Raw genomic sequence first — 20900 nt, 5'->3', positions numbered from 1 at the left:
GGTCACGGCCTGGCCAGCAGCTCGACCTCGGCCAGGGTCACCGTGCCCGGGAACTCCAGCCGGTAGTGCCGGTACCGGCCCGGGTGGGCGACCTCGAACACCCGGGTCTGCCGACGCCAGCGGAACTCCTGCCCGGCACGTTCGTCCACAGTGGACCAAGCGACGCCGTCGCAGGAGCCCTTCAGCACCCAGTCCGCCGGGTCGCCCGACCCCCTGGCCGAGGTCAGGGTGTAGAACTCGACCTCCTCCCCGCGGCCGGCCACGTCGACTTGGAGCCACGACACCGCGGCGGACGTCCGGGAGGTGTCGTCCAGCAACGCGCGCACCGGGCCGGAGCCGACCGCGGTCGCCGACGACGTCACGTCCCGCAGCGGTCGGGGCGGTTCGGCGCCGGTGGTCGGCGACGGCGGCACGGCGTCCGGCCCGGTCGCCCACCGCGACGGCCGGTCGCCCATCTCGAACTCCAGCGTGCCGCCGGAGGCGATCTCGGCGTGTGGCAGGTATGCCTTGTCCCACGCCTTCCCGTTGACCCGCAAGGACTGCACGTAGATGTTGCGCGGGCTGTTGTTCGGGGCGCTCACCACCAGCGTGCCGCCGTTCTCCAGCCGCACGGTCGCCTTGGTGAACAGCGGTGAGCCGATCGCGTACCCCGCGCTGCCCATCCGCAACGGGTAGAAGCCCAACGCGCTGAACAGGTACCACGCCGACTGCTCGCCGTTGTCCTCGTCGCCGGGGTAGCCCTGGCCGATTTCGCTGCCCAGGTAAGTCCTGGCCAGGATCTCGCGGACCTTCTCCTGCGCCTTCCACGGCTGCCCGGCGTAGTCGTACATGTACGGGATGTGGTGCGACACCTGGTTGCTGTGCCCCAGCTGACCCATCCGCACGTCCCGCGCCTCGGTCATCTCGTGGATGACACCGCCGTAGGAGCCGGGGAACTTCGCGGTCTCCGGCGTGGCGAAGAACTCGTCCAGCTTGCGTGCCAACCCGTCCCGCCCGCCGTACAGGTTCGCCAGGCCCTGCCCGTCGTGCGGCACGGAGAACGCCATGTTCCAGCCGTTGGTCTCGGTGTAGTCGTACCCCCACTCACGCGGGTCGTACTCCCCCGCCGGGACGCGCCACGCGCCATCCGGTCGACGGCCCTGGAAGAAGCCGATGGCGGGGTCGAACAGGTGCACGTAGTTCCGCGCCCGGTCCGCGAAGTAGTCGTGCAGCACCAGGTACTCCGGGTCGCCGGTCCGGTCGTGCAACGCCTTGGCCATGGCGGCGATGCCGAAGTCGTTGACGCAGCCCTCGAGAGCCCACGACATGCCCTCGTCGGTCGCGGTGGACGTGTAGCCGGTGAAGATCGACGTGTCGAGGCCCTTCCGCCCGACGCCCGGGTCCGGCGGCGCGACGGTCGCGTTCTTCACGGCCGCCTCGAACGCCGCTTCGACGTCGAAACCCCGCACGCCCTTGACGTACGCGTCGGCGAACGCCACGTCGGAACTGGTGCCGGTCATCAGGTTCGCGTAGCCGGGCGACGACCAGCGGGACACCCAACCGCCGTCGCGGTACTGCTGCACGAACCCGTCGATCAGCTCACCGGCCAACGTCGGCGTGAACAGGCTGTAGGCGGGCCACGTCGTCCGGTAGGTGTCCCAGAAGCCGTTGTTCACGTAGATCCTGCCCGCCACGACCTGCGCACCGGTCCGCGTCGGGGAAGACGGCGCGGCGGGCCGCACCGGCGAGGCGTACCGGTACACCGGTTCGGCGGCCGTGCCGGTGTTCTCGAACCCGGAGTTCGGGTACAGGTGCAGCCGGTACAGGTTGGAGTACAACGTGGTGAGCTGGTCCGACGTCGCGCCCTCGACCTCCACCGCGCCGAGCAGGGCGTCCCACTGCCGACGGGCGCGCTCGCGCACCGTCTCGAACGTGTCCGAAGTGGACACCTCCAGGTCGAGGTTCCGCTTCGCCTGCTCGACGCTCAACAGCGACGTGGCGATCCGCAGCGTCACCGTCTTCTCGGTGGAGGTGTCGAACCGCAGGTAGCCCGCCACGTCGTCCCGGCCGACGCCGGTCAGCCGACCGCTCGCCATCACCGGTCGATCGACCTCGCCGTGCACGAACAACCGCGTGGCACCGGTCGACAGGCTGCTCTTGACGTCCGAGTACCCGGTCACCACGGTGCCGTCGAGGGTCAGGCCGCCGCTGTTGTTGACGTTGTCGAACACCAGGTTCGAGGTGTCGCCGGTGAACGTGAAGCGGAACACCGCGGCGTGGTCGGTGGGCGCGATCTCGACGCGCATCCCGTTCTCGAACGTCACGCCGTAGTAGTCGGCCCGCGCCACCTCGTTCTCGTGCCGGAACGGCAACGCGCGTCGCGCCCGGTCCGCGGTGGGCGTGCCGGTCGACGGCATCACCTGGAACGTCTGCCGGTCGCCCATCCACGGGCTCGGTTCGTGGCTCGCCGTGAACGCCTGCAACGTCGGCAGGTTGTCCCGGTTGTTCGCCCTGGCGTACTCGTAGAGCCAACCGGTGGAACCGGCGTTGGTCATCGGGGACCAGAAGTTGAAGCCGTGCGGCACAGCGGTGGCCGGGATGTTGTTGCCACGTGAGAACTTGCCGCTGGAGTGCGTGCCGCGCGTGGTGAGCACGTGGTCGGTCGGTCGGGTCCGGTCCACCGTGGTCGGCGCGGACCGCACGACGATGTCGTCGATCCAGCCGTTGAACGACGCCGGTCCGCTCGGGTTGTCGTACCCGACCAGGACGCGCCGGACCACCTTCCCGGCGGCCACCTCGCCGATCACGGACGCGACCCGGTTCCACTGGTTGGTGTAGAGCGATTTCGCCGCGCCCTGACCGCGTGGCGACAGCTCGAACCCGTGCTGGTCGCGCGCGCCGAGGTCGCTGAGGTACGTGCCGTCGGAGAACGCCAGGTCCACGGCGACGAACGTGCTCGGGTAGTCGAGGTCGTCGGTGAACGACGGGAACACCAGGTACGACAGCTCGGTGCGCGTGGTGACCGGGATGTCGACCGCGAACACCTTGTTGTAGGAGTACCCGCGCCCGGCGGCGACGTGCGTTCCCCGGTACCGCAAGGCTTTGCGGCCGGTGAAACCCGCGCCGGCCTTGGCGCCGTACCCGCCGACCGCGCCCCGGCCGGCGGTGGTGCGCATGTGGCGTGGCGGCGGTGTGATCGACCCGTCGGAGAACCGGATGTCCGCCAACTGGAGCAGTTCCACGCCACCCGCGTTGGCGGTGACGTCCAGCCGGTAGTACCGGTAGGCGGTGGTGTTGGCGACGTCGTAGACCCTGGTCCGGGAGCGCCCGCCGAACCCCTCGCCGCGGCGGCTGTCCAGCGCTGTCCACGTGCCGCCGTCGACCGAGCCGCGCAGCACCCAGTCCTTCGGGTCGCGTTCGGGCGCGTCGTCGGCCGAGGTCAGGGCGTACCGCCGCACGGCGACCGGTTCGGCGAACCCGAACCGCGCCCAGCCGGTGGCGGTGAACGCGAGCCACTTGGTCGCCGGGTCGCCGTCGACCAGGTTCTCCTTCACCTCGCCCGCCTCGGCGTTCTCGGCGTGCGCGGCCACGTCCACCACCAGGTCCGTGACGTCGCCGAGCAGGCCGGTCCGGTCGTCGCCGTCCACCCCGGAGGCCCGGGTGCGGCCGGCCGGGTCGGTCTCCACCGCGCTGGTCCACGTCGGCCGCGGCTCCCCGTCCTCGAAGGACGTCCCGAAGAGGGTTTCGCTCACGGTCGGCTCCCCCCGTGCGGCGGTAGCGGACGACCAGGTTCCCACGCCGCCAAGGGCGACCGCAGCGGCCGTGAGCAGGACAAGCCACCTGCGCCCCATCGCACCGCCTCCCGTGGAGCACGCGTCGACACCGGTGTCAAGCCTGCCGGGCGGCTTGCCCGTTCGCCGGTTCACCCGATCTAGACTCACCCGCTGTGACGGTCCGGAAGTCGCCTCAGGTGGGCACCCCCGCGGGTATGCGCGTGCTGAACCAACGCGCCGTGCTCGACCGGCTCCGGCGTGACGGGCCGGCGACCAGACCCCAACTCGCCAAGGACACCGGTCTTTCCAAGCCGACCGTGGGCCAGGCGTTGGTGGACCTGGAGCAGCACGGACTGGTGCGCGCCATCGGCCGCACGACGTCCGGGCCGGGTCGGTCCGCGATGGTCTACGAGCCGAACCCGGCGGCGGGTCACGTGCTGGGCATCGACATCGGGCGGCACCGGATCCGGGTGGCGGTGGCGGACCTGGCGGGTTCGGTGATCGCGCGGGTGGACGAGCGCAACCGCTGCCGGTCCGCGCCCGCGCTCGTGCGCACCGTCCGCGACCTGGCCCAGCGGACCGCGGCCGACGCGGGCCTGGCGATGTCGGACCTGGTGGCGAAGGTGGTCGGCACGCCGGGCGTGCCCGACCCGCGGCACCGGACGCTGCACCTCGCGCCGAACCTGCCCGGCCTGGAGCGGCCCGGTCTGCTGGCCGAGCTGGCGGCCGAGCTGGGGCCGGACCTGGTGGTGGAGAACGACGCCAACCTGGCGGCCGTCGGCGAGCGGGCGTACGGCGCGGCGCGGCACGTGGACGCGTTCGTCTGCATCGCGGTCGGCACCGGTATCGGGATGGGGATCGTGGTGGACGGCAGGCTGTTCCGCGGCGCGCGTGGCGCGGCGGGCGAGATCGGCTACCTGCCGTACGGCGAACCGTCCGATGTGGACAGCGGTGGGCAGGGCCGGATGGAGGCCGCGGCGGCGGCCGAGTCCGTGGTGGCGTTGGCGAAGAAGCACGGCATCACGTCGGCGAAGTCGGCGCGGGACGTGTTCGCGCTGGCGAAGTCCGGCGACGAGCGGGCGTTGCGTGCGGTGCGCGACGAGGCGGAGCGGTTGGCGTTCGTGGTGGCGTCGGTGGCCGCGGTGATCGATCCCGAGCTGGTGGTGCTGGGTGGCGGGATCGGCGGCAACACGGAGCTGCTCCAGGAACCGCTGGAGGCGGCGATGCGGCGCATGACGCCGCTCAAGCCGCGGATCGTGGCCGGTCAGCTGGGCGACGGGGCGGTGCTCAGCGGTGCGATCGCGGTCGGGCTGCGCTCCGCGCGCGAACTCGTGTTCACCCGCCGGAACGCTGTCACTCTCTGAGAGTAGTCAACTCGCTGCCACCTGGTAATTCACTCAGATGTAGTAGAAGCGAACCGGCAGGTTGTGTCATAGCGTTACAGACGCCTCCTTCCTGGAGGGTGTGTGTCCTTCTGTTGTTGCAAGGGGAGTCGGGAGGGGAGTACGGGGGACGTGGTCCCCTTTCGACCGGCCACGGGGCAGGTGCCGCGCCCGCAAACACCTGCCCCGTGGGCACACTTGCGCTGCCTGGGGCCTGCCCTCGAAGGTGCGGCCGGCCGGGTCGGTCCCGGAGGCTGCCGCCCCGCGAAACTTTCAGGGAGCCTGCCTGAAAGTTAACGCCCCGCCCCACCGCCGCCCTCCCCGCACCGACCGGGGCGGCCCCGCCCCCGAAACTTTCAGGAAGCCTGCCTGAAAGTTAACGCCCCGCCCCACCGCCGCCCTCCCCGCACCGGCCAGGGTGCCCCGCCCCCGAAACTTTCAGGAAGCCTGCCTGAAAATTAGGGGCCTGCCCGACCGCCGTCCTCCCCGCGCCGGCGTGGCGGGCCAGGCGCATGTGGCGAGCTGCGCGGTTGTGGGACACCCGTCAGCGGGGCGGTCCGGGGTCGTGCTCCGGCTTTGGGCACGACCTGCCTAACCCCAGATCGACCCGGCCCACTCCGGGTGGTCGACGAACGGGTTCCGGTTGTGCTGGTAGGTGTCGAAGATGACCTGGTTGCGGCGCTTCTCGAAGCTGTCCGGCGGGTCCTGGGCGTGCCACCGCAGCAACACCGAGAGCCGACCCATGTACGGCTTGCTCCCGTTCGAGACGCTGTCGTTCAGCTCCAGGTCCGGGAACCCGTCACCGCCCTCGTAGCGGACCGCCATGTAGAACAGCATCCGCGCCACGTCGCCCTTGACCGCGTCGCGCGGCTCCCACGAGTCGCCGTCGGTGCGGTTACCGGGTGCTTCGGCGGCCGGCGAGCCGCCGGTGTCGAAGTCCTTGTTGCCGCGGTTGGCGTTCACCGACACGTCCTCCGGGCGCAGGTGGTGCAGGTCCGTGCCCGGCCCGGTCGCGGTGCCGAAGTCGCCGTGCGACTTGGCCCAGACGTGCTCGCGGTTCCAGTCGTCCGCGTTGCCCCCGTTGGCGGACTTGCTCTGCGACCGCCCGCTGTAGAGCAGGACGACGTTCGCCGGGTTGGCGGGGTCCTCGTCGGTGGCCTTCAGCGCGTTCCACACCTGGTCGTAGGACAGCCTGGTGTTGGTGCGGATGATCCGGTTCAGCGTGGTCTTCAACTCGGCGCCGGACTTGCCGGCGGCGTCGCGGTAGTAGTCGCCACCGGGCGCCGATGACGGGGTGGTGGTGGTCGGGCCGGCCGGGGCGAACGCGGTCGGCGAGGTGAGGCCCGGGTGCGCGAAGTACGCGGACAGCGGTCCGGTCACGTCGATGCGCGTGCCGAGCAGCCCGGGGTTGGTCCGCAGGCCCCACGCGGCGCGGAAGGACGCCGTGACCTGGACGTAGAGCATTTGGGACGGGCTGGTGGCGGTCGGCGAGTCGGCCAGGGCGAGGGCGTGGTCCGACGGGAAGCCGGCGCGGACCACGGTGCTGGTCGCGGTGGGCTGGCCGACGACGTAGCCCCGGACGGTGGTGGACCCACCGCCCTGCCGGGTGATCGCCTCGGCGACGGTGACGGGTGCCGCGCCGATGGCGGCCGTTGGCGCGGACAGGGTGGCGATGGCGGTCGCGGCGGCCACGAACAGGCCGGCGGTCCGCCAGGGGACCTTTCGCACGGTGGGGTGTCCTCTCTCCGGTTGCGGCGTCGCAGGGAGACAGCACGCGTCAGAGGTCCTGACTGTGCGTGATCAATTGACCTCAGGCAGGATCGCACGAAAGTGGCCACTAACGAGTGAATCGCTCCCGAAGGCCAGGTGGCCGCACGGGGTCGCGGGCCGTTCCACGGCGGCGACTACTGTCGCGGTGACACGCCGTTGGAGGACCTGGTGATCGACTCGTTGGCCGTGGCGCTGACCGTCCTGGCGCTGGTGGCAGCCGCCTGGTCGGTGCTGCTCGCGATCCTGGACAAGCCGCTCACGCTGGAGACCGGGGCCACGCTCGGGCTCGCGGGCGCGGTCGCGCTGCTCGAACTCGGGCTGCTCGCGCAGGCCGTGATCGGCGTCGTGCGCTTGATCGGGCTGGACCGCGAGATCCACGGGCCCACGTTCGTCGGTTACCTCGTCGCACCGGTGGTCGTGCTGCCGCTGGCCGGGTTCTGGTCGATCGCGGAGCGCTCGCGCTGGGGCGCGTCCGTGCTGGCGGTGGGCTGCCTGAGCGTGCCGGTGCTGGTGCTGCGCCTCCAGCAGGTGTGGAGCGGTCATGCCTGACGCGCTCGCCGAGGCCACCCGGTCCGGGCCGGGCCGCCTGCTGATCGCCGTCTACGGGATCTTCGCGCTCGCCGCCGCGGCGCGGTCGGCCGTGCAGATCGCGACCCGCTTCGACCAGGCCCCGGTGGCGTACCTGCTGTCGGCGCTGGCCGCCGTGGTCTACGTGCTGGCCACCGTGACGCTCGCCGTGGGCAGCCGCGCGTCGCGGCGGGTGGCGTTCCTGTCGTGCGCGGTCGAACTCGTCGGCGTGGTGGTGGTCGGCGCGGTCAGCCTGCTCGTGCCGGCGTGGTTCCCCGACGCCACGGTCTGGTCCGGCTTCGGCAGCGGCTACGGGTTCATCCCGCTGGTGCTGCCGGTGCTGGGCCTGCTGTGGCTGCGCCGCACCGCGCCGTGACTCACCCCGGGACGGGCACCAGGCGGTAGGACCGGGCGTTGGTTTCCGGCACCTCGTCGTACACGAACGCCAGGTGGTCGGCGCAGCCGGTGTCGGCGAAGATCTCCAACGCCAGGCCGTCGCCGTAACCGCGGGCCGCCGAACGGGCCGGGGTGAACCCGAGCGTCGACACCGCCCGGCAGCCGTGCTCCGCCGGCAGCACCGCCCGCGTGCCGCCGAACCCGACCCCGGAGAACAGGCAGTAGCCGTCCTCCTGGCAGTGCGGGCTCACCGCCGCACCGGCCGGCACCGCACCCAGCAGACCGGTCGCGAGCACCGCCGCGCCGATCACCGCGATCCGCCGCACGTCACTCCCCCTTCGTCGACGACGTGACGCGTACCACCATGCCGGCCCGCGGGCTCAGCCGTCGGCGCCTTCGAGGGATTCGAGGAGGGCACGCAGCGTCGTCGCCAGTGCGGCGCGTTCGGCGGTGTCCAGCGCGGCGAGCAGGCGCTGCCCGGTCGCCACGTGGTCGGGCATGACCGCGTCGATCAGCTCGTACCCCCGCGGTGTCAGGGCGACCACCACGCCGCGCCCGTCGACGTCGCTCGGCGCGCGGGCGACCAGGCCGCGTGCCTCCAGCTTGTCCAGGCGCTGGGTGATGGCGCTGGAGGTGACCATGCAGGACCGCATCAGCTCGGTGGGGGTGAGCGCGTGCGGTGGCGCGTTGCGCCGCAACGTCGCGAGGACGTCGAACGTGGCCCGGTCCAGCCCGTGCCGCGCGAACGTCCTGCGCTGCTCGCCCTCGACCAACCGGGACAGCCGGGACAGCCGTCCCAGCACGGCCATCGGCGAGACGTCGAGGTCGGGCCGCCGCTCGTGCCACTGGTCCAGCACGAGGTCCACGTGGTCTCCCATGCCGAGCAAGCTTAGCGGTGAGGAACATCACCGGAGGGTTACCTTAGCGCTGAGATACTTTGGGCTGGTGCTGAGCAACCGACTGCTTCCCGCGCTCGGTCCCGCCATCTGGGGCACCACCTACTACGTCACCACCGAGTGGCTGCCGCCCGACCGCCCGCTGCTGGCCGGCCTGCTGCGCGCGCTGCCCGCCGGGCTGCTGCTGGTCGCGGTCACCCGGCGGCTGCCGGCGGGCGACTGGTGGTGGCGGTCGCTCGTGCTGGGCGCGTTGAACATCGGCGCGTTCTTCCCGCTGCTGTTCCTCGCCGCCTACCGGCTGCCCGGCGGCGTGGCCGCGACCGTCGGCGCGGTGCAGCCGCTGGTGGTCGCCGGCCTGTCGGCCGCGTTGCTCGGGCAGCGGATGACGTTGCGCGTGTCGCTCGCCGCGATCGCGGGCGTGGCCGGCGTGAGCCTGCTGGTGCTGCGGGCCAACGCCGCCCTGGACTGGCTGGGCGTGGCGGCGGCGCTGGGCGGCGCGGTGGTGATGGCGTTCGGGACCGTGCTGGGCAAGCGCTGGCGCTCACCCGCGCCGCTGCTCGCCACCACCGGCTGGCAGCTGGTCGCGGGCGGCCTGCTGCTCCTGCCCGTCACCCTGCTCCTGGAGGGCCCGCCGCCCGCGCTCACCGCGGCCAACGTCGCCGGGTACGCGTACCTGGCGGTGTTCGGCGCGGCCGTGTCGTACAGCCTGTGGTTCCGCGGCGTGCGGGTGCTGCCCGCCACCGAGGTGGCGTTCCTCGGCCTGCTCAGCCCCGTGGTGGCGACGGCGGTCGGGTGGCTCGTGCTCGGCCAGGACCTGACCGCGGCGCAGGTGGCCGGCGCGGTGGTCGTGCTCGCCGCGCTCGTCGTTGCGCAGACCGGGGGTCGCGCGGCCACGCCGCGGGCGAGCGGGTTGGCGCGGCGGTGAGCCCGCCGCGCCACGCTCGTCACCCGCAGGTCTCCGGCGCGTCCTCGGGCAGCGGGCCGACGTCGCCGTGCTGCCCCGACCGCAGGCCGTAGCCCGGCGCGAACAACGGGTCGTAGCCGGGTTGGCCGGCGTTCAGCGGCGACTGGCACGCGGCGCGCGGCCACGAGTACGGCAGCGTGCCCCGGAACGAGTGCCGCCCGCGCACCAGCAGGTCCGCCACGCCGCCGCCCTCCGTGCCGGGCAACCACGCCGCGACGAACGCGTCCGAGCGGTTCAGCTCCTTGTTGACCAGCAGCGGGCGGCCCGACAGGTAGACCGTGACGACCGGTGTGCCCCGGCCGCGCACCCGGTCCAGCACGGCCACGTCCTCCGGGTACTGCCGGGCGGCTTCCAGCGTGCGCTCGCCGATGTCGCCGTGCCCCTCCGCGTACGGGGTCTCACCGAGCACGGCGACGACCGCGTCGAAGCCCTTCGGGTCCACGTCGCCGTGTTCGGAGAACACCACGTTCTCCGCGCCGAGCGCGTCGCTCAGTCCACTCAGGACGGTGGTGCCGCCGGGGAAGTCGGCGTTGGTGTTGCCGGTGCCCTGCCAGCTCAACGTCCACCCGCCGGTCTGGTTCTGGAGGCTGTCCGCGCTCTTGCCGACCACGAGCACCTTGGCGCGCGGCTTGAGCGGCAGCACGTGCCGGTCGTTCTTCAACAACACCAACGACTCCCGGACCGCCTTGCGGGCGAGTTCCTTGGCCTGCAAGGCTTTTGCCGAACCCGCGTGCGCACGCGCGGAGGGCCGCTCGCCGTCCAGGACACCGGCGCGCAGCTTCACGCGCAGGATGCGGGTCACGGCGTCGTCGATCCGCGCCACCGGGATCAGGCCGCTCTCCACCTGCTGGACCGTGTTGGCGATGAACGCCTTCCAGTCGGTGGGCACCATCACCACGTCCACGCCCGCGTTGATCGCACGGGGGCAGCTCGCGTTGGTGCAGCCCTCGACCTGCCCGATGCCGTTCCAGTCCGACACCACGAGGCCGTCGAAGCCCATCTTCGCCTTGAGCACGTCGGTGAGCACGTGCCTGCTGCCGTGCAGCTTGCCCTCGGCGATCCCGAGTTCGGCGTTGTCCCAGCTGTTGAACGACACCATCACGGTCTGCGCACCCGCCGCCAGCGCGCCGTAGTAGCCCTGGCCGTGGGTGTTGACCATGTCGGCGACGGAGGACGGGTTGACGCCCTGGTCCTTGCCGCCGATCGTGCCGCCGTCGCCGATGAAGTGCTTGGCGGTGGCCAGCACGTCGACCCGGCGGCGGCCGTCGCCCTGGAGGCCGCGGACGGCCTCGTAGCCGTACGCGCGGGTGATCCGCGGGTCCTCGGCGTAGCCCTCGTAGGTGCGGCCCCAGCGGTCATCGCGAGCCACGGCGAGGGTTGGCGCGAACGTCCAGTCCTGGCCCGTGACGCGGACCTGGTCGGCGGTCGCGGCGGCCACGTCGCGCACCAGGCACGGGTCGTGCGCCGCACCCAGGCCGATGTTGTGCGGGAAGACCGTCGCACCGAACACGTTGTTGTTGCCGTGCACGGCGTCGATGCCCCACAGCACGGGCACGCCGAGGCGGGTGCCCTTCGACGCGTCCCAATAGGCGTCGGCCAGCGCGAGCCAGTCCCGCGGCGAGGCGTGCTTGTCCCCGCCGGGCCACGACCCGCCACCGCTGAGGACGGAGCCGATGGCGTACCGGCGCACCTCGTCCGGGGTGATGGACTGGATCTCCGGTTGCGTCATCTGGCCGACCTTCTCGGCCAGGGTCATGGAGTCGAGTATCCGGCGCACGCGTTCCTCGTCGCCCGGTCCGGACCGGACCCGGGTGCGCACGGTCGGCCAGTCGGCGAGTTCGGGCAGGCGTTGCTCGATGCGGGCACAGCCGTGCTCCAGGCGTGGTTCGCCCACCACGGGGCGGTCCGGTGTGGTGGCGCCGGTCGTCAGGCCGGCGGCGAGCAGGGCGGCGAGTGCGGTGCTCAGGTGTCTGCGGGACATCTGCGGTCCGTTCCTCGGCGGGGTGCGGCGGCGGTGTCCCGCCCGATGGTGGAGCCGCCGGGGCATCCGGTCAATACTCCTATGGGAGCGCTTCCGCGCAGGTCAGCGATTCGTTGCGGGGAACGGTGCCGCCGGGCGGGCGTTCCTCGCCTCGACCCCTCGGTGACGCTGGGCGTTCACCGCATCCCCCGCTCGGTGTACGGTAACCGCTCCGGCGCGCCGATCAACGATTCCCCTGTTTGGCAGCCGCGCGTGCGGCGGAACCCCTATAATCCACGGGATACCGAATAGTTCTGCGGAATGGGCTCCGTTACATCGGGGAGCCGCAGTGGCACCACACGATGGAGATCGTGGCCCATTGGAGCGTAAGAACCGCGAGGCCGCACAAAGAGGGTAAGCACCCGACCCGCCACTGACAGTATTAGGCCCGTCGTCCGGGCGAGGTGGGGTTTTCGAGTGGTGGCGGAATTGGAGTTCGGCTTCGCCGAACTGGACGTGATCGGCGCCGCGTTGCAGGTGAACGTGCGACGCTTCCCGTTCGTCATAGGGCACCACGGCACGACACGCGAGGAACGGATCGCGGTGGTCGCCGAGGCACACCACTCGCTGGCCGCGCGAAACCTGGTGCGCCCCCACGCGTTCGCGCCCGAGCTGGTCGAGGCCGTGCGCCTGTTCGCCGAGGGCCGCTTCACCACGGCCCTGGTCGGCACCTCCGGCGGCGCCCGGCAGGTGGCCCTGGCGGTGGCCGACGGCGACGCCGGCCTGGTCGCCGTGGAGCGGGACGAGTCCATCGCCTTCCACCGCCACGCGCCCGAGGACGTGGTGGCAGAGCTGGTCGGGCTGCTGCCACCGGTGCCGCCGGGTCCGAGCACGGCCGTGACCGTCCCGACCAGCCCCGCGACCCCGGACGAGGACTTCTCGGACTTCCGCTTCACGTCCCGCGTGCAACCGGCCGCGCCGAGCGCCCGAACGGTCGCGGCGACCGTACTCCGCCGGCCACGCACGGGCGCGGGCTATTTCACGGTCGTCTCACATGGAGAAGACCTCGGTTCCGTGACCTACCTGGACACGGACACCGGTAGATACGCAATCATTCCGGATAACGGAAACAGCCCGGCAGGTACCGTCTACACCCCGGCCGATCACGCAGAGCTGGTCAAGAGAATCACCCAGTTGGCCCGAGGATCACCTGGATGAACGAAACCGACCAGCCGTACTCTACGTCCGAGCTGTGGCCTGATAAGCATAGCAGCTCAATTCATACCGAATGTCATAGCAAGTGCCCTGCGGGGAGGGACAGTGACGACAGGCGGTCTCACCACAGGCGTCCACGGCATGTCAGCCGCGGTAGCCGACTTCCGCGCCGCCACCGCGGCGGGGTTCTCCATCAGCCCGTCCGGCGGGCAGGCGCTCCTGAGCGCCATCAGCGAGATCCTCGCCTCGGTGCAGTTGGTCCTGGCGGAACGCTCCGTCCTGGAACAGGAACCGCCGATCGGCACCACTCCCGCGGCCCGGGTCTACCGGCCCTTCTTCGCCTCCATCGCGACCGATCGCGACCAGGGGTTCTTCGCCGCGCTCGAACGGCTGATCTCCGACCTGCGGTCGCTCGCCGACGACGTCCAGCAGGCGATGAACGCCTATCAGGCGACCGACGAGGACCGCGCGCAGAACTTGAAATCGACCGGCGGCTCCGTACTCAGCGCCTGAACGACCGGGAGCACCTGTGAACTCTCGTCTTCGCCTGGCCTGTGTGATGACCTCGCTGCTCGCCCTGACGGCGTGCGCGACCGAGGTGGTGCCGGGGATCGCCAGACGCGCGTCCACCGCGGACATCAGCCCGCCGCGCGTTTCCGCGAGCACCACCACCGGGACCACGCCTTCCAAGGTGTCGTTGGCGGACGCGGACCCGTGCGGCCTCGTCACCAGACCGGAAGCCGAGGGTGTGTTGGGGCGGTACCGCCGGGAACCCGAGCGGAAGAAGCTCGGCACCGCCGCCGCGTGCAGTTTCACGGCGCAGAAGGCGGCCTTCGTCCTCGCCGTGCGGACGAACACCGGCCTGTCCGGCGTGCAGCCCAACGGCGGGGAGATCAAGGAGACCTCGGTCAACGGCCGAGCCGCTCGGGAACTCCTCGACGAGATGCGGAGTTGCGGCATCTTCCTCGGCGTCACGGACAGCTCGCGGGTGGACGTCGTCGTCAACGCGGTCGGCACCGACCACGATCCCTGCGCGCTCGCCAAGCAGGTGGCGGAACTCGTGGAACCGAGGCTTCCGTAGCGATACCGATTGGGAGGGGACATGACCGAGGGGACCTCCGGATTACCGCCGGACGCCTACGACCGCTACGGGTTGAACCGGCATTCCGAGTCCTACACGGACGACCAGTTGATGCGGCGGCTCATGGCCGAGCGGGGGTTGAGCGACAGCCCGCTCGCCTTCGTGGTCAACACGTTGAGCGCGGCCGGTCGGCTGGACGACCTGCTCGACCACCAGGCGGCGCAGCTCAAGCAGCAGAGCGCGCTCACCCGCACCGCGCCGGCCGCTCCCGAGGCGCACTACCCGGGCATCCCGCACCAGCAGCTCTACGACAGCGTGCACGAGGAGGTCGACCCGGGGCAGGTGGACGAGATGGGGACCACGTGGACCCGGGTCGGCAACACGCTGACCGCCTTCCACGAGGCCATCGCGAAGGCCATCACCGACAGCGAGGACGACTGGCGCGGCGAGGCCGGTGACGGCGCCCGGCGCGCGTTGGCCGCACTGGGGAACAGGGCCGGGGAGACGGGGGTGTCCGCCCAGCTCGCGGGCACGTTGTTCACGCAGCAGGCGCGGGCGTTGACGGATGCCAAGAACAGCGTCCCGCCGCCCGCGGAGCCGTTCGACGTGGAAGCGGCCAACGCCCGGTTGATGTCGATCACCGACCCGGCTCGGTTCGCGGCGCAGGTCGCGGCCGACCGGGCCTTGTTCGAGCAGCAGCAGCGGGACCACCAGGAGGCCGCGCGGGTGGTCGAGACGTACGACCGCACGGTGGCCCAGACCGCCGCCGCCCAACCCGCGTTCGCTCCCCCGCCCCCTGAACAACAACAGCAGCAGGTCTCGGCCGAGTCCACGGCCCGGTCCGGGACCGACGATCACGCACCCGTGCGGCCGATGTCGCACGACACCACGAAATCCGCCGGCACCGAAGAGGTTCCGCGTACTGAGAAGTCCATTGTGGACGCGAAGCCGCCGGTAGGCGTCACGCAGCCCAGCGGGACGGGGCACGTGCCGGTTCCGCCGCCCGGTGGGCGGACCGCGGCTGCCGCGGTGGACCGGGCAGCCGAGGTGAACCGGGTGTCCGAAGCGGACCGTGAGCGGAAGGGCGCGACTGCGGCCGGCACGGCCGGCGGGATCGCGGGCGGCGGGATCGCGGGCGGCGGGACCGGTGGCGGCGCGCGTGGTGGTGCGCGCGGCGGTGGCGGCGTGAGCGGCAAGGGGGTCGCCGGAGTGCCGGGACAGGCCCGCGGCGGTGGGGCGGTCGGTGGCGGGCCGGTCAGCGGTGTGCGGGGCGACGCCGGGAAGAGCGGGTCGGGCGGCGGGAGGCCGGGTGGTGCGCCGGCACGGGGCGGGCGCGGCGGTCCGGTCGGCGGACTGGGCGGGTTCGCGCCCCCGGTGGCACGTGGCGAGGAGGACGTCGAGCACCAGACGCCGTCCTACCTGCTGGAGCCCGACCCGGACGACGTGTTCGGCGCACCCGGCGCGACCGCGCCCCCGGTGATCGGCGACTGGGATCGCTGACCCGCGTGCCCACCGGGCCGAACCGGTGGGCACGCGGGCACGTCACGCCAGGCCGAGGTGGTCGCGCAACGTCGGCCCGGTGTACTCGGTCCGGAACACCCCGCGCTCCTGCAACAGCGGCACCACCGCGTCGGCGAACTCGTCGAAACCGCCGGGCGTCACGTGCGGCACGAGGATGAACCCGTCGCTCGCGTCCGCCTGCACCAGGTCGTTGATCTGCGTCGCCACCGACGACGGCGACCCGATGAACGTCTGCCGCGCGGTCTTCTCGATGATCAGCTCCCGGATGGAGAGCTTCTTCGCCGCCGCCAGCTCACGCCACTCCCGTGCCGTCGCGACCGGGTCCCGGTGGCTGCGCACGCTCGCCCGCCCGCGCGCGATGGTGTTCTCACCCACCAGCGGGTCGATCTCGGGCAGCGGACCGTCCGGGTCGTACGCGGACAGGTCCCGGTTCCACAGCTGCTCCAGGAACTTGATCGCGGTCTGCCCGCTGACCTGCTGCCGCCGCACCTCGTGCGCCCGCTCCTGCGCCTCGGCGTCGGTGCCGGCCAGCACGAACGTCGCCGCGGGCAGCACCTTGAGCTGGTCGGGGCTGCGCCCGTACTTGGCCAGCCTGCCCTTCACGTCGCGGTAGAACGCCTGCCCGTCGGCGAGCCCGGCGTGCCTGCTGAAGATGGCGTCGGCCTTGGCGGCCGCGAACTCGCGGCCCTCGGACGAGTCGCCCGCCTGGAGGATCACCGGCCTGCCCTGCGGCGAGCGCGGCAGGTCGAACCGGCCGGAGATGTCGAAGAACTCGTCCTGGTAGGAGAAGTCGCCGTCCTGCCGCCACGAGTCGAACAGGACGGTGGCCGCGTCCAGGAACTTCCGCGCCCGCTCGTAGCGCTGCTCCTCCGGCAGGTAACCGCCGCGCCGGAAGTTCTCGCCGGTGAACGCGTCCCACGACGTGACGACGTTCCAGCCGGCGCGACCGCCGGACAGGTGGTCCAGCGACGTGAACTGCCGCGCCACCTCGAACGGCTCGTTGAACGTCGAGTTGATGGTCCCCGCGAGGCCGAGGTGCGTGGTGACGGCGGCGAGGCCCGCCAGCACGGTGAAGGTGTCCGGGCGGCCCACCACGTCCAGGTCGTAGATCAGGCCGTTCTGCTCGCGCAGCCGCAAACCCTCGGCCAGGAAGAAGAAGTCGAACTTGGCGCGCTCCGCCGTCTGTGCGAAGTGGACGAACGACGAGAACTCGATGTGGCTGCCCGCTCGGGGATCGCTCCACACGGTGGTGTTGTTGACGCCCGGGAAGTGCGCGGCGAGGTGGATCTGCTTGACCATGGCGAGTCCTCTCACACGGCCGCGTAGCGGTTGGCGGGCCGGGGCAGCCCGAGGTGGCCCCGGAGGGTCGTGGCGCCGTACTCGGTGCGGAACGCGCCGCGGCGCTGGAGTTCGGGCACGAGTTCGCCGGTGATGGCCACCAGGTCGTCCGGCAGCACCGCCGGTCGCAGCCGGAACCCGTCGACACCCGCGGCGTGCCAGGCCACCAGCAGGTCCGCCAGCTCGCTCGCCGTGCCGGTGAACACGTGCGCGTCGGACGTCACGTCCGCGGCGTCGCGGTCACCGCCGAGGAACACCACGATGTCCGCGAAGTGCCGCAGGCCACCGAGTTCCGCGGCGGCGGCCCGGACCTCCGCGACGTCGTGCGGCGTGCTGAACACGATGTCCGCCTGCCGCCGCGCGAGGTCGTGGATGCGTGGCGAGTGCGACAGCACGGCGACCGGCGGCGCGCCCTGCGGCGGGCGCGGCGTGATCGAGGGACCCTTGACGCTGAACCACCGACCGCGGAAGTCGACGTAGTGCAGCTTGTCCCGGTCGATGAACCGGCCGGTGGCGACGTCGCGGATCTCGGCGTCGTCCTCCCAGCTGTCCCACAGCCGCCGCAACACCTCGACGTAGTCGGCGGTCTCCTCCACCAGGTCCGCCAGCAGTTCCTCGCCGGGCACGTCGGGGAACGACCGCCGCCCGAAGTGCCGCGCGTCCTCGGCGGAGAAGCTGCCCCGCACCCGGACACCCGCCCGGCCGGCGCTCACGTAGTCGAGCGTCGCGATGGCCTTGGACAGGTGGAACGGCTCGGTGAACGTCGCCACCACGCTCGGCACCAGCCCGATGTGCGTGGTCAGCGGCGCGACGCGGGACGCGACCAGCACCGAGTCCAGCCGCCCGGTGCGCCCGAGCCCGTCCTCGAACGTGACGAAGTCCAGCAGGCCGCGCTCGGCCTCCCGCACCAGGTCCACCCAGTAGTCCGGGGTGAACCGCGCCGGATCGCCCGGTCCCCCGGGGTGCCACCCGGTGCCCTCCAGCGCCGCGGCGAGGTGCAGACCAGTCCCCATGTCCCAGCTCCCTTCGACCTGTTCCGGATTCTGCGCCGGCGCGGGACCCGGTCGGAGGGGCGACCACCCTGTGGGAACGCTCAGGTTTTCCGCGTCGTTCCGGGAATATCCAGCGCGAAGCGGCGGTCGCCGCCGGGTCCGGACGTGGCGAGGTCGGCGAGCACCCGGCCGACCGCGGGCGCGAACTTGAAGCCGTGCCCGGAGAACCCGGCCGCGACGACGAGCGGCCCGCGCCGGTCGAGCACGAAGTCCTCGGTGGGCGTCGACGTGTAGGTGCAGCTGATCGGGGTGAACGCGGCGGGGTCGAGGCCGGGCAACCAGTCCCGCACGTACCGCCGCAACGCGGCGAGCCGGGTCGGCTCGGCGCGGAAGTCACGCGCGTCCGGGTCGACCACCGGTCCGCCGCCGTGCGTGCCGACCTTCACGCCCTCGCCCGGCGTCTCCAGCCCGTACACCCCGCCGGGTCGGCGGTGGATGAACGCGGGCCAGGTCGCGTCGGTCACCGGCGCGAAGTGGGCGGGCTGCTCCTGCGTGACCACCAGTGGTGGCAACGGGACCAGGCCGTCGAGCAGCGCGGCCGTCCACGACCCGACCGCGACCACGACCCGCCGCGCGCGGTAAACGCCGTGCTCCGTCACGACTTCCACCCGCTCACCGACCCGCAGTTCACGCACCGGCGTCTCGTACCGCACCACGCCGCCGAGGGCGACCGTCAGGTCCTGGAACCGGGCCACGGCCCGGTCGGCGTGCAGCCGCCCGGACGCCGGGTGGTGGAACACCGCGTCGTCGAACCGGAACCCCGGCCACCGCTCACGTGCCGCGTCCGGCGACAGCACCTCGCCGGGCTCGCCCGCGGCGGCCAGCGCCTCCGGCAACCCGGTGATGTCGCCGTGGTCGACACCGCCGGTCTCGGTGAGCAGGCCGCCGCCGAGTGCACGCCAGCCCTCCCGCGCCTCGGCCGCGAACCGCACGTACACCGGGTCCCGGTAGGCCAGCCGGAAGATCCGCGACGCGCCGTGCGAGGACCCGAGCACGTGCCCGCGCGCGAACCGCTCGAACAACGCCACCTCCACCCCGCGTGAAGCGAGCCGCCACGCCGCGGCGGAACCCATGACGCCACCGCCGACCACCACCACGTCCACATCGGTCACGCCGTCAGCTTGGGGTGCGCCGGGCGGCACGTCCAGCCTTCCCACGTGGTGATCAACCCCGCTGACCTGCGAAAACAAAAAAGTCGAAAAAAGTCGGGCCGACGTGTCGATCCGGCGGGTGCCCGTTCGACGTAAGTGGTGGGAGCGCCTGAGGGACAGGCACGAGCACTCCTCCGAAGGGGACGAAGAAGATGCGTTTCATGGTGATCGTCAAGGCCACGCCCGACACCGAGGCGGGCGCCATGCCCACCGACGAGGAGCTTCGCGCGATGGGCGAGTTCAACGAGGAGCTGGTGAACTCCGGCGTGCTGCTGGCCGGCGAGGGGCTGCACCCGAGTTCGAGGGGCGCTCGGGTGTACTTCTCCGGTGACCAGCGGACCGTCGTGGACGGGCCGTTCGCCGAGACCAAGGAGCTGATCGCGGGTTTCTGGCTGCTGGAGGTCAAGTCGCTGGAGGAGGCCGTCGAGTGGGTGAAGCGGGTGCCGAACCCGACCGGCGCCGAGTCGCAGATCGAGATCCGCCAGGTGTTCTCGCCGGAGGACTTCGGTGACGTCGCGCCGGACGTCCTCCAGCGCGAGGAGGAGCTGCGGGCCCGGGTGGGCCAGTAGGACCACCCCGCCGCGCCGACGCGTGACGGGAGCTGATTCGATCCCGGGTCGTGACAGCTCCCGATGCGCGTCGTGCCGTGGAGGCGGTGTGGCGGATCGAGTCCGCCCGCCTGATCGCCGGTCTGGCCAGGGTGGTGCGCGATGTCGGCCTCGCCGAGGAACTCGCGCAGGACGCCCTCGTCAGCGCCCTGGAGCAGTGGCCGGAGACGGGCGTGCCGCGCAACCCCGGCGCGTGGCTGATGGCCGCCGCGAAGAACCGGGCCGTCGACCAGTTCCGCCGCGACCGGAACTACCAGCGCAAGCTGGCGGAGATCGGGCGCGCCCTGGAGGAGGACCACGTGCCGGACGCGGCCGAGGGCGTCGGCGAGATCAACGACGACCTGCTGCGGCTGGTGTTCACCGCCTGCCACCCGGTGCTGTCCCCGGACGCGCAGGTGGCGTTGACCCTGCGCCTGCTCGGCGGTCTCACCACCGACGAGATCGCACGCGCGTTCCTGGTCGCGGAGTCGACCGTGGCGCAGCGGATCGTGCGGGCGAAGAAGGCGTTGGCGAAGGCGGGCGTGTCGTTCGAGGTGCCCGCCGAGAACGAGCGGGCGGAACGCCTCGCGGGCGTGCTCGGCGTCATCTACCTGATCTTCAACGAGGGTTACTCGGCGACCGCGGGCGACGACTGGATGCGGCCCGACCTGTGCGCGGACGCGTTGCGCCTGGCCCGCGTCCTGGCCCGCCTGGTGCCGGGTGAGCCCGAGGTGCACGGGCTGGTGGCGTTGCTGGAGATCCAGGCGTCCCGCACGCGTGCCCGGGTCGGCCCGAACGGCGAACCGGTGCTGCTGCTGGCGCAGAACCGGGCCCGCTGGGACCAGTTGCTGATCCGCCGCGGCCTGGCGGCGCTGGAGAAGGCGGGCCACGGGCCGTACTCGCTCCAGGCCCGCATCGCCGCCTGCCACGCCCGTGCGCGCCGGCCCGAGGACACCGATTGGCTGCGGATCGCCGGGTACTACGAGGCGTTGGCGGTGGTCGCGCCGTCGCCGGTCGTGGCGTTGAACCACGCGGTGGCGATCAGCTTCGCGTTCGGGCCGGAGAGCGCGCTGGAGCTGGTGGACGAGCTGGTCGAGGAGAAGGCGCTCAAGGGTTACCACCTGCTGCCGAGCGTGCGCGGTGACCTGCTGGCCCGCCTCGGCCGCGCCGGTGAGGCACGGGCCGAGTTCGAGCGGGCCGCCGCGATGACCCGCAACGCGCGTGAGCGCGCCCTGCTGCTCGACCGCGCCGCCGCCTGCGGCTGACCG

18 protein-coding genes are annotated in these 20900 nt (G+C 72.0%); 10 read left to right on the top strand and 8 right to left on the bottom strand.

Annotated features, from left to right (window positions below; genetic code table 11):
• Nucleotides 1–2 precede the first annotated feature (2 nt).
• A complete protein-coding gene (locus KZQ38_RS04430; RefSeq protein ID WP_308258235.1) occupies nt 3–3731 on the bottom strand; it encodes a GH92 family glycosyl hydrolase in 3729 nt (1242 codons plus the stop codon).
• 236 nt (nt 3732–3967) lie between these two features.
• Here KZQ38_RS04430 and KZQ38_RS04425 point away from each other — a divergent pair, with 236 nt between their 5' ends.
• Entirely contained in the window at nt 3968–5116 is a 1149-nt protein-coding gene (locus tag KZQ38_RS04425) for an ROK family transcriptional regulator (RefSeq protein WP_257900848.1), read from the top strand.
• Between the two features lie 609 nt (nt 5117–5725).
• On the opposite strand, the gene KZQ38_RS04420 is transcribed toward KZQ38_RS04425, so the two are convergent.
• On the bottom strand, nt 5726–6826 hold the full coding sequence (locus KZQ38_RS04420) for an endonuclease (RefSeq protein WP_308258264.1): 1101 nt from the start codon (nt 6824–6826) through the stop codon (nt 5726–5728).
• Between the two features lie 174 nt (nt 6827–7000).
• On the opposite strand from KZQ38_RS04420, the gene KZQ38_RS04415 reads away from it, so the two are divergent.
• Together KZQ38_RS04415 and KZQ38_RS04410 are read left to right on the top strand one after the other, a co-directional pair.
• A complete protein-coding gene (locus KZQ38_RS04415; RefSeq protein WP_308258234.1) occupies nt 7001–7453 on the top strand; it encodes a hypothetical protein in 453 nt (150 codons plus the stop codon).
• Complete coding sequence (locus KZQ38_RS04410) at nt 7446–7847, top strand: hypothetical protein (protein WP_219438595.1); 402 nt, start codon at nt 7446–7448, stop codon at nt 7845–7847. The genes KZQ38_RS04415 and KZQ38_RS04410 overlap by 8 nt, the downstream gene beginning before the upstream one ends.
• Nucleotide 7848: 1 nt before the next feature.
• On the opposite strand, the gene KZQ38_RS04405 is transcribed toward KZQ38_RS04410, so the two are convergent.
• Both KZQ38_RS04405 and KZQ38_RS04400 read right to left on the bottom strand, forming a co-directional pair.
• Nucleotides 7849–8193 carry a hypothetical protein gene (locus KZQ38_RS04405; protein WP_219438593.1) on the bottom strand — a complete coding sequence of 115 codons (345 nt, stop codon included), beginning with the start codon at nt 8191–8193 and terminating at the stop codon, nt 7849–7851.
• A gap of 54 nt (nt 8194–8247) precedes the next feature.
• Entirely contained in the window at nt 8248–8745 is a 498-nt protein-coding gene (locus tag KZQ38_RS04400; protein ID WP_219438591.1) for a MarR family winged helix-turn-helix transcriptional regulator, read from the bottom strand.
• A 67-nt stretch (nt 8746–8812) separates the two neighbouring features.
• Here KZQ38_RS04400 and KZQ38_RS04395 point away from each other — a divergent pair, with 67 nt between their 5' ends.
• Nucleotides 8813–9688: an EamA family transporter gene (locus KZQ38_RS04395; RefSeq protein ID WP_308258233.1), complete on the top strand. Its 876-nt coding sequence runs from the start codon at nt 8813–8815 to the stop codon at nt 9686–9688.
• Nucleotides 9689–9707: 19 nt separating this feature from the next.
• Here KZQ38_RS04395 and KZQ38_RS04390 read toward each other — a convergent pair whose 3' ends face one another.
• Complete coding sequence (locus KZQ38_RS04390) at nt 9708–11708, bottom strand: glycoside hydrolase family 3 protein (protein WP_219438587.1); 2001 nt, start codon at nt 11706–11708, stop codon at nt 9708–9710.
• Between the two features lie 456 nt (nt 11709–12164).
• On the opposite strand from KZQ38_RS04390, the gene KZQ38_RS04385 reads away from it, so the two are divergent.
• From KZQ38_RS04385 to KZQ38_RS04370, 4 genes are all read left to right on the top strand, one after another.
• Complete coding sequence (locus KZQ38_RS04385) at nt 12165–12905, top strand: ESX secretion-associated protein EspG (RefSeq protein ID WP_219438585.1); 741 nt, start codon at nt 12165–12167, stop codon at nt 12903–12905.
• A gap of 102 nt (nt 12906–13007) precedes the next feature.
• The gene (locus KZQ38_RS04380; protein WP_219438584.1) at nt 13008–13415 is read left to right on the top strand and encodes a hypothetical protein; all 408 of its coding nucleotides are present in this window, start codon (nt 13008–13010) and stop codon (nt 13413–13415) included.
• Nucleotides 13416–13431: 16 nt separating this feature from the next.
• Nucleotides 13432–13983: a DUF3558 domain-containing protein gene (locus KZQ38_RS04375; RefSeq protein ID WP_219438582.1), complete on the top strand. Its 552-nt coding sequence runs from the start codon at nt 13432–13434 to the stop codon at nt 13981–13983.
• A gap of 21 nt (nt 13984–14004) precedes the next feature.
• Entirely contained in the window at nt 14005–15483 is a 1479-nt protein-coding gene (locus KZQ38_RS04370) for a hypothetical protein (protein ID WP_219438580.1), read from the top strand.
• Between the two features lie 42 nt (nt 15484–15525).
• On the opposite strand, the gene KZQ38_RS04365 is transcribed toward KZQ38_RS04370, so the two are convergent.
• The 3 genes from KZQ38_RS04365 to KZQ38_RS04355 form a co-directional block, all read right to left on the bottom strand.
• The gene (locus KZQ38_RS04365; RefSeq protein WP_219438578.1) at nt 15526–16803 is read right to left on the bottom strand and encodes an NtaA/DmoA family FMN-dependent monooxygenase; all 1278 of its coding nucleotides are present in this window, start codon (nt 16801–16803) and stop codon (nt 15526–15528) included.
• An 11-nt stretch (nt 16804–16814) separates the two neighbouring features.
• Nucleotides 16815–17855: an LLM class flavin-dependent oxidoreductase gene (locus tag KZQ38_RS04360; RefSeq protein WP_219438576.1), complete on the bottom strand. Its 1041-nt coding sequence runs from the start codon at nt 17853–17855 to the stop codon at nt 16815–16817.
• An 80-nt stretch (nt 17856–17935) separates the two neighbouring features.
• Nucleotides 17936–19006: an FAD-dependent oxidoreductase gene (locus tag KZQ38_RS04355; protein ID WP_219438574.1), complete on the bottom strand. Its 1071-nt coding sequence runs from the start codon at nt 19004–19006 to the stop codon at nt 17936–17938.
• 191 nt (nt 19007–19197) lie between these two features.
• Between KZQ38_RS04355 and KZQ38_RS04350 the strand changes: the two genes are divergently transcribed.
• Nucleotides 19198–19614, top strand: a complete 417-nt coding sequence (locus KZQ38_RS04350) for a YciI family protein (RefSeq protein WP_219438572.1) — start codon at nt 19198–19200, stop codon at nt 19612–19614.
• Between the two features lie 50 nt (nt 19615–19664).
• Entirely contained in the window at nt 19665–20897 is a 1233-nt protein-coding gene (locus KZQ38_RS04345; RefSeq protein ID WP_219438570.1) for an RNA polymerase sigma factor, read from the top strand.
• Nucleotides 20898–20900: the final 3 nt, after the last annotated feature.

This window comes from Saccharothrix obliqua (assembly GCF_019375475.1).
Taxonomy (GTDB): Bacteria; Actinomycetota; Actinomycetes; order Mycobacteriales; family Pseudonocardiaceae; genus Actinosynnema; species Actinosynnema obliqua.
The sequence above is the reverse complement of the archived record's forward strand: the minus strand, read 5'-3'. Positions and strand labels throughout refer to the sequence as shown.

Bases quoted from the DNA above. Each gene is read 5' to 3' on its own strand.
- KZQ38_RS04425 (WP_257900848.1), top strand. From the start codon at position 3,968: ATGCGCGTGCTGAACCAACGCGCCGTGCTCGACCGGCTCCGGCGTGAC.
- KZQ38_RS04410 (WP_219438595.1), top strand. From the start codon at position 7,446: ATGCCTGACGCGCTCGCCGAGGCCACCCGGTCCGGGCCGGGCCGCCTG.
- KZQ38_RS04400 (WP_219438591.1), bottom strand. From the start codon at position 8,745: ATGGGAGACCACGTGGACCTCGTGCTGGACCAGTGGCACGAGCGGCGG.
- KZQ38_RS04390 (WP_219438587.1), bottom strand. From the start codon at position 11,708: ATGTCCCGCAGACACCTGAGCACCGCACTCGCCGCCCTGCTCGCCGCC.
- KZQ38_RS04370 (WP_219438580.1), top strand. From the start codon at position 14,005: ATGACCGAGGGGACCTCCGGATTACCGCCGGACGCCTACGACCGCTAC.
- KZQ38_RS04365 (WP_219438578.1), bottom strand. From the start codon at position 16,803: ATGGTCAAGCAGATCCACCTCGCCGCGCACTTCCCGGGCGTCAACAAC.
- KZQ38_RS04360 (WP_219438576.1), bottom strand. From the start codon at position 17,855: ATGGGGACTGGTCTGCACCTCGCCGCGGCGCTGGAGGGCACCGGGTGG.
- KZQ38_RS04350 (WP_219438572.1), top strand. From the start codon at position 19,198: ATGCGTTTCATGGTGATCGTCAAGGCCACGCCCGACACCGAGGCGGGC.